Source organism: Aliivibrio sifiae, assembly GCF_002954705.1.
GTDB lineage: Bacteria > Pseudomonadota > Gammaproteobacteria > Enterobacterales > Vibrionaceae > Aliivibrio > Aliivibrio sifiae_A.
In genome coordinates this window covers 688,917-696,258 of sequence record NZ_MSCO01000001.1, presented here as the reverse complement: position 1 = coordinate 696,258, position 7,342 = coordinate 688,917, and the positions used below count along the sequence as shown (strand labels likewise).

6 protein-coding genes are annotated in these 7,342 nt (G+C 39.3%); 5 read left to right on the top strand and 1 reads right to left on the bottom strand.

What is annotated here, in order from left to right; all coding sequences use genetic code 11:
- Positions 1–260: 260 nt before the first annotated feature.
- Complete coding sequence (locus tag BTO22_RS03205; protein WP_181044606.1) at positions 261–1,415, bottom strand: 2-octaprenyl-3-methyl-6-methoxy-1,4-benzoquinol hydroxylase; 1,155 nt, start codon at positions 1,413–1,415, stop codon at positions 261–263.
- A 230-nt stretch (positions 1,416–1,645) separates the two neighbouring features.
- Here BTO22_RS03205 and miaB point away from each other — a divergent pair, with 230 nt between their 5' ends.
- The 5 genes from miaB (at position 1,646) to lnt (ending at position 7,329) form a co-directional block, all read left to right on the top strand.
- Complete coding sequence (miaB, locus tag BTO22_RS03200; RefSeq protein ID WP_105054246.1) at positions 1,646–3,070, top strand: tRNA (N6-isopentenyl adenosine(37)-C2)-methylthiotransferase MiaB; 1,425 nt, start codon at positions 1,646–1,648, stop codon at positions 3,068–3,070.
- 144 nt (positions 3,071–3,214) lie between these two features.
- Entirely contained in the window at positions 3,215–4,285 is a 1,071-nt protein-coding gene (locus BTO22_RS03195; protein WP_105054245.1) for a PhoH family protein, read from the top strand.
- Positions 4,286–4,306: 21 nt separating this feature from the next.
- On the top strand, positions 4,307–4,768 hold the full coding sequence (ybeY, locus tag BTO22_RS03190; RefSeq protein WP_105054244.1) for an rRNA maturation RNase YbeY: 462 nt from the start codon (positions 4,307–4,309) through the stop codon (positions 4,766–4,768).
- Between the two features lie 69 nt (positions 4,769–4,837).
- On the top strand, positions 4,838–5,713 hold the full coding sequence (gene corC, locus BTO22_RS03185; RefSeq protein ID WP_105054243.1) for a CNNM family magnesium/cobalt transport protein CorC: 876 nt from the start codon (positions 4,838–4,840) through the stop codon (positions 5,711–5,713).
- A 110-nt stretch (positions 5,714–5,823) separates the two neighbouring features.
- Positions 5,824–7,329 (top strand): apolipoprotein N-acyltransferase, encoded by a 1,506-nt coding sequence (lnt, locus tag BTO22_RS03180; RefSeq protein ID WP_105054242.1) that lies wholly within the window; start codon positions 5,824–5,826, stop codon positions 7,327–7,329.
- Positions 7,330–7,342 lie beyond the last annotated feature (13 nt).

Below are 7,342 nucleotides of genomic sequence, written 5' to 3'. Positions count from 1 at the left end.
TTTAAAAAAGCTCATCATTAATTTGATGGGCTTTTTTTTCGTCTGTACTATTCCTTTCACTATCTCTTCTCCTATATCCATGTTCTCTTTGTACCAATAACAGTAAGTAAGTGTTTATAAATAGCGCTGGAACAAGGCCACACTTTTCAAAAAATAGTGATTCTACAAATAAAAAAAGGGGGACCAAATGATCACCCTACTTTGTACAGATTCGTTTTTACTCGTCCCTAAGCTCTAGTCCCTGATATGATTTAATATTTCTATAAACCTAATGCATACTTCAACGCTTGCGTTTTTAACGCCCCTGAAGAGTCAGCGAATTTCAAACCTACATTACGTAAAAATTTAACTGACGGTAAAGAGTTACTGAATAACGTATAAAACAAATCCATACTTGATTGCATCGCTAAATTATCTGTTTTTCGTCTTGATTCATAAATACGTAACGCCCTATCTGTCTCTGCGCCTTTGGATTCAATTTCTTCCAATAGCACCTTTACATCTTTAAAGCCCAAATTCACCCCCTGTCCTGCTAAAGGATTAATAGTATGAGCTGCATCCCCTAATAAAACACAACGCTGAGCGACATATTTTTGAGCATGTCGACGCGTTAAAGGAAAAGAACCATGCTGCTCTACAGTAAATTCTCCCAATTCCTGTGGGAAATAGGCTTTAATTTCTTTTTCTAATTGAATTGAACTCATAGAAGAAAGCTGTTTAATACGCTGAGGGGAGTCATACCAAACTAAAGAGCCTTTATTTCCATGTAAGGGAAGGAATGAGCGAGGACCAGAAGGAGTAAACCACTGCCAAGTTATATCTTGTTGATTTTTTTCTGTTTCTATATTAATTAACATGCAGTGCTGACGATAATCCCAAGCAGTGATACCTATTTTTGCTTTCTGACGGACATAAGAATTCGCGCCATCAGCACCAATAACCCATTTTGCTTTAATTTTATCGCCACTTTCCAATGTCAGTACATTGTGGTCAGTAAAAAACTCAAGATCAGCGATTTTTGCAGGAGTAATAATCGTCAGATTTTCAAAAGTAGAAAACGTCTGCCATAGCCCTAATTGCATAAGGCGATTTTCAACAATAAAACCAAGCTGATCCATATTTAATGCATTTGAATGAAAACGAGTTCTGCATTCGGGGTGCTCCCATGTTTCTAATCGCTTATAAGGACATACACGCATTTCTTTAATAGATTGCCAAGCCCCCAATGCTTCAAGTAAGTCAACGGAAGATTGAGAAATAGCAGAAACACGAATATCCATTGCTTGACTATCATCAAAAGAATCGGGAGCTTTATATTCAATAACAGCAACTTGATACCCTAATTTCGATAAACCAATAGCGGTAGCGGCTCCCACCATTCCACCACCAACGATAGCGTAATCATATTCTTTCATCATCCATAGACCTTATATGAGTCAATAATTTCCTTCATTCTACCGTGATTCACTCTTAATCTAAATCATTCAGATAAGTCATGCCCTAATACCCTTAAAATATTCAAGGACGTCTACATCTAGTCATTAAGCGTGGAAAGCAGTACAATACGCGCCCTATCCGTTTTGATTGAGCTTGTCTCTCAAAACTGTACCGAATTCTAGTAATAAAATACGAGTGAAAAAGTTACATGACTAAGAAACTGCTAATCAAAACCTGGGGCTGCCAGATGAACGAATACGATTCATCTAAAATGGCCGATCTTTTAGGTGCCGCAAATGGTTATGAATTAACTGAAGATCCAAAAGAAGCGGATGTTCTGTTATTAAATACCTGTTCAATTCGTGAAAAAGCACAAGAAAAAGTGTTTCACCAACTGGGCCGCTGGAAACATTTAAAAGATAAAAAACCAGACTTAGTTATTGGTGTTGGCGGTTGTGTTGCTACACAAGAAGGCGATCATATTCGTCAACGAGCTCCTTATGTAGATGTTATTTTTGGGCCTCAAACGCTTCACCGTTTGCCTGAAATGATCAAACAATCTCAATCAAATGAAAAACCAGTAATGGATATTTCATTCCCTGAGATAGAAAAATTCGATAACCTTCCTGAGCCAAAAGCCGATGGCGTATCTGCGTTCGTTTCTATCATGGAAGGTTGTTCAAAATACTGCACTTATTGTGTAGTTCCTTATACTCGTGGTGAAGAAGTTAGCCGTCCATTAGATGATGTATTGTTCGAAATTGCACAGCTGGCCGGTCAAGGTGTACGTGAAGTAAACCTACTAGGTCAAAACGTAAATGCTTACCGCGGTCCTACCTATGATGGTGACATTTGTACTTTTGCTGAATTACTTCGCATGGTTGCCTCTATTGATGGTATCGACCGCTTGCGCTTTACAACAAGCCACCCATTAGAGTTTGGTGACGACATTGTTGCGGTTTATGAAGATACACCTGAACTAGTAAGCTTCTTACATTTACCAGTACAAAGTGGCTCAGATCGCATTCTAACGATGATGAAACGCCCTCATACTGCTATTGAGTATAAATCTATTATTCGTAAACTACGTAAAGCACGTCCTGATATACTAATAAGTTCGGATTTCATCGTTGCTTTCCCTGGTGAGTCAGAAAAAGACTTCCAAGACACAATGAAACTAATTAAAGACGTAGATTTTGATATGAGCTACAGTTTTGTCTTCTCTCCACGTCCAGGTACACCTGCTGCTGATTATCCATGTGATATCCCAGAGCAAACGAAAAAAGATCGTTTGGCTGAACTTCAACAACAAATTAACTTCCAATCAGCGCGTTTCTCTCGTCAAATGCTAGATACAGAAGTTCGTGCGTTAGTTGAAGGTCCATCAAAACGTAACCCAATGGAGTTACGTGCTCGTACTGAAAATAACCGTGTTGTTAACTTCATCGGTAGTCCTGAGTTAATCGGCCAGTTTGTTGATATTCATATTACTGAATCATTCACTAATTCACTACGTGGTGAGCTAGTTCGCACCGAAAAAGACATGGGACTACGCGTTGCAGTTTCACCTTCAGAGATGATAGAAAAAACTCGTCGTGAAGATGATCTAGGTGTAGGTACTTTTACACCATAATGTGATCACCTCAATAAAATCAAACACTAAAAAAGATGATTAAGGTTACTTGATCATCTTTTTTCTTATTCGGTCTTGAGAAAGTTTAGTATTTACCCAATAAATAATAGACATACCCCATAGTTACCAATACGCGAGGCGACATTGAGCATTAAAACAACCAAATTAGAGTTGACCTTAGAGCCAGCAAATAATCAGAGATTATCAAGCCTGTGCGGCCCATTTGATGACAATATAAAGCATCTTGAGCGCCGTTTAGGTGTAGAAGTAAACTATCGCGGCAATCTTTTTACTGTCGTAGGTAAGCCTCATACCGTTTCGGCTGCTGTTAATATTTTAAAAGATTTGTATGTTGATACTGCACCCGTTAAAAACCAGTACCCTGATATTGAGCCAGAACAAATACATTTAGCAGTAAAAGAATCAGGCATATTAGAGCAAGACAAAGAAGACGTTTCTACCATCCCTTATGGCAAAGAAATCTTTATCAAGACTAAGAAGGGCCTTATAAAACCACGAACAGAAAACCAAGCGCAATATGTAACCAATATGGTAACTCATGATATTACGTTTGGTATTGGTCCTGCGGGTACTGGTAAAACCTATTTAGCAGTTGCAGCAGCAGTTGATGCACTTGAACGACAAGAAGTTCGTCGTATTCTTCTAACCCGTCCAGCGGTTGAAGCAGGCGAAAAACTGGGTTTCTTACCAGGTGACCTAAGTCAGAAAGTCGACCCTTACCTACGCCCTCTTTATGATGCGCTATTTGAAATGCTTGGGTTTGAGCGTGTTGAAAAACTCATCGAACGTAATGTAATTGAAGTAGCACCACTGGCCTATATGCGTGGTCGTACATTAAACGATGCTTTTATTATTTTAGATGAGAGCCAAAACACCACTGTAGAACAAATGAAAATGTTCTTAACTCGTATTGGTTTTAATTCTCGTGCGGTAATTACAGGCGATGTCACTCAAATAGATTTACCCCGTGGAGCTAAATCAGGTTTACGTCACGCTATTGAAGTATTATCTGAAGTTGATGAAATTAGCTTCAATTTCTTTATTGCCGATGACGTTGTCCGCCACCCGGTTGTCGCCCGTATTGTAAATGCTTATGAAAAATGGGAAGCAAATGATCAAAAAGAGCGTAAACTAGAAGAACAGCGTCGAAAGCAAGAACGTGAAGCATATTTAATCGACTCTGAAAATAACTAGTACCATAATTTTAGGTGAACGATGAGCATTGAACTCGATCTACAAATTGCATGTGAAAATGAAAAAGATCTGCCTTCAGAAAAAGACATGATGTCTTGGTTAAATGCAGTAATTCCTCAATTTCAACCACAAGCAGAATTAACGATTCGAATTGTAGATGAAAAAGAAAGTCATGAGTTAAACCATCAATATCGTGGAATGGACAAACCAACAAATGTGCTGTCTTTCCCATTTGAAGCACCACCAGAAATTGAAATTGATTTACTTGGTGATTTAATCATCTGCCGTCAAGTCGTTGAAAAAGAAGCTGTTGAACAAAACAAGCCTTTATTAGCACATTGGGCGCATATGGTTGTACATGGCAGCCTCCATCTGCTAGGTTATGACCATATCGAGGATGAAGAAGCTGAAGAGATGGAATCACTCGAAACAGAATTAATGCAAGGCATGGGATTTGAAGATCCATATCTTGCTGAGAAATAATTATTGGAATGATCCAATAGTTACCTATGTGAGCTATCCACATTGATAGCAACTACTTTTAAAGAAGCCATGAACGACGAAAATTCACAGAATACAGAAGGTCCGAGTAGAAAGTCCTTCTTAGGACGCCTTTCACAACTGTTCCAAGGAGAACCTAAAGATCGCCGAGAATTGGTAGATGTATTTAGAGATTCTGAGGAAAATGAAGTTATTGACCACGATACCCGAGACATGCTCGAAGGTGTAATGGAGATATCTGAAATGAGAGTTCGCGATATTATGTTACCGCGGTCCCAGATGGTCACTGTAGAAAAAACGCAAAATCTTGAATCACTGATAGCGACAATCATAGAAGCGTCACACTCACGCTACCCTGTGATCAGTGAAGACAAAGACCATGTTGAAGGAATACTCCTTGCGAAGGACTTACTAAGATACTTAGGCTCAGATTGTGAAGCCTTTGAAATCGAACAAGTTATTCGACCTGCTGTTGTAGTACCAGAAAGCAAACGTGTTGATAAACTTTTAAAAGAGTTTAGAGAAGAGCGTTACCACATGGCCATCGTAGTCGATGAGTTTGGTGGAGTTTCTGGTTTAGTTACCATTGAAGATATCCTTGAAGAAATTGTTGGGGATATTGAAGATGAGTTTGATGACGAAGAAGAAAAAGACATCCGTCAGTTAAGCAAACACACTTTTGCTGTGAAAGCCTTAACTGAAATCGATGACTTTAATGACGCTTTTTCAACACACTTCAGTGACGAAGAGATTGATACCGTTGGCGGTTTAGTATTAACCAGTTTTGGGCATTTACCTGAAAGTGGCGAAACTATCGAAATATCAGGCTTTACTTTTAAAGTAACCGCTGCCGATAACCGTCGCATCATACAACTTCAAGTGACGATTCCTGAAAAAGAATCGGAAAAGAAACACGAAGAAGAGTAATATCCTCAGCCGCTTAGCAATAAGCGGCTGAACTTTATCAGACTTTTGAAGACTAATTACAACAACTGATATTACCTAACTGTTCTTTCATTATTTGTTTGAGACCTTTCATGCCATTTTCGAACCATTACCTTATTCGCCTTCTTATTGCCATTCTCTCTGGTGCAAGTGCCACTCTGGCTTTTGCTCCCTATTCTTTATGGCCTTTTGCTTTTATTTCCCCACTTTGCCTATTTTTATTATTGCACCAACAAACAACCAAGCGAGCAACTTGGCTCGGATTCTTTTGGGGTTTAGGCTATTTTGGTTGTGGGATCAGTTGGGTTCATATAAGTATTGATAACTTTGGCGGGATGCCAATGGCTGCTGGGCTTTTCTTAATGATTGGTCTTATCAGTTATCTTGCTCTTTATCCGATGCTATTTACTTTTCTAGCAACCCGATTATTTTCACACTCATCATTAAGTAAATACTTACTTGCTTTACCTGCACTCTGGTTGATCACTGATTGGCTTCGTGGTTGGGTCTTTACTGGTTTTCCGTGGCTGTGGCTCGGTTATAGTCAAATAGACAGCCCATTATCCGCATGGGGTCCTATCTTTGGTGTTGAAGGTATAACCGCCATTATCATTATCTCTGTTGGCGCTATCACCTATTCTTTATTAGAAAAAAAATGGTGGCTTTTACTTATTCCCGCAATTTTAGTGGTTACTTCTTTTGCGATAAAGCCTTTTGATTGGGTAACTCCGCAACCAGAAAAAGTCACTAAAGTTGCCTTAATTCAAGGGAATATTAATCAAGCCTTGAAATGGTTACCTAGCGAACGCTGGCCGACCATCATGAAGTACATGGATTTAACTCGTCAAAATTGGGATGCTGATTTAATTATTTGGCCTGAAGCGGCAATACCAGCTTTAGAAATGGAAATACCGAGTTTTCTACGTAATCTTGATAGTGCAGCTACAATGAACAACAGTACAGTCATTACTGGAATTGTAGGCGAAAGCCCGACAGGAAACTTCTATAACAATATTATTTCTCTAGGCGTAAACGGAACTGGTGGTTACAACTATCTCGACCAACCAAGATATAGTAAGCATCACTTACTTCCTTTTGGTGAATTTGTACCATTCGAAGCATTACTTAGACCATTAGCGCCAATATTTAATCTACCAATGTCATCATTTAGTCGTGGTGATTATATTCAACCAAATATGGAAGCTAGCGGCACCCATTTAGCTCCTGCATTATGCTACGAAATCGTTTATGGTGAGCAAGTGAGAGAAAACATCACACCGCAGACTGATTATATTTTAACGCTGTCTAATGATGCTTGGTTTGGTACTTCTATTGGTCCATTACAACACATGGAAATGGCTCAAATGCGAGCTTTAGAGATAGGAAAACCAGTTATTCGCTCAACCAATAATGGTGTAACCGCCATTACCGACCATAGAGGTAATATTACCAAGCAAATTCCACAGTTTACAACGGCAGTATTGCGTGGTGAAGTGATCCCGACAACAGGGACGACCCCTTATCGCTATTGGGGAACATGGCCCCTGTATCTACTCGTCATGCTATCGTTGGTTATTGCTTGGCGTAAGCGTCAATAATCACACTAAAGGG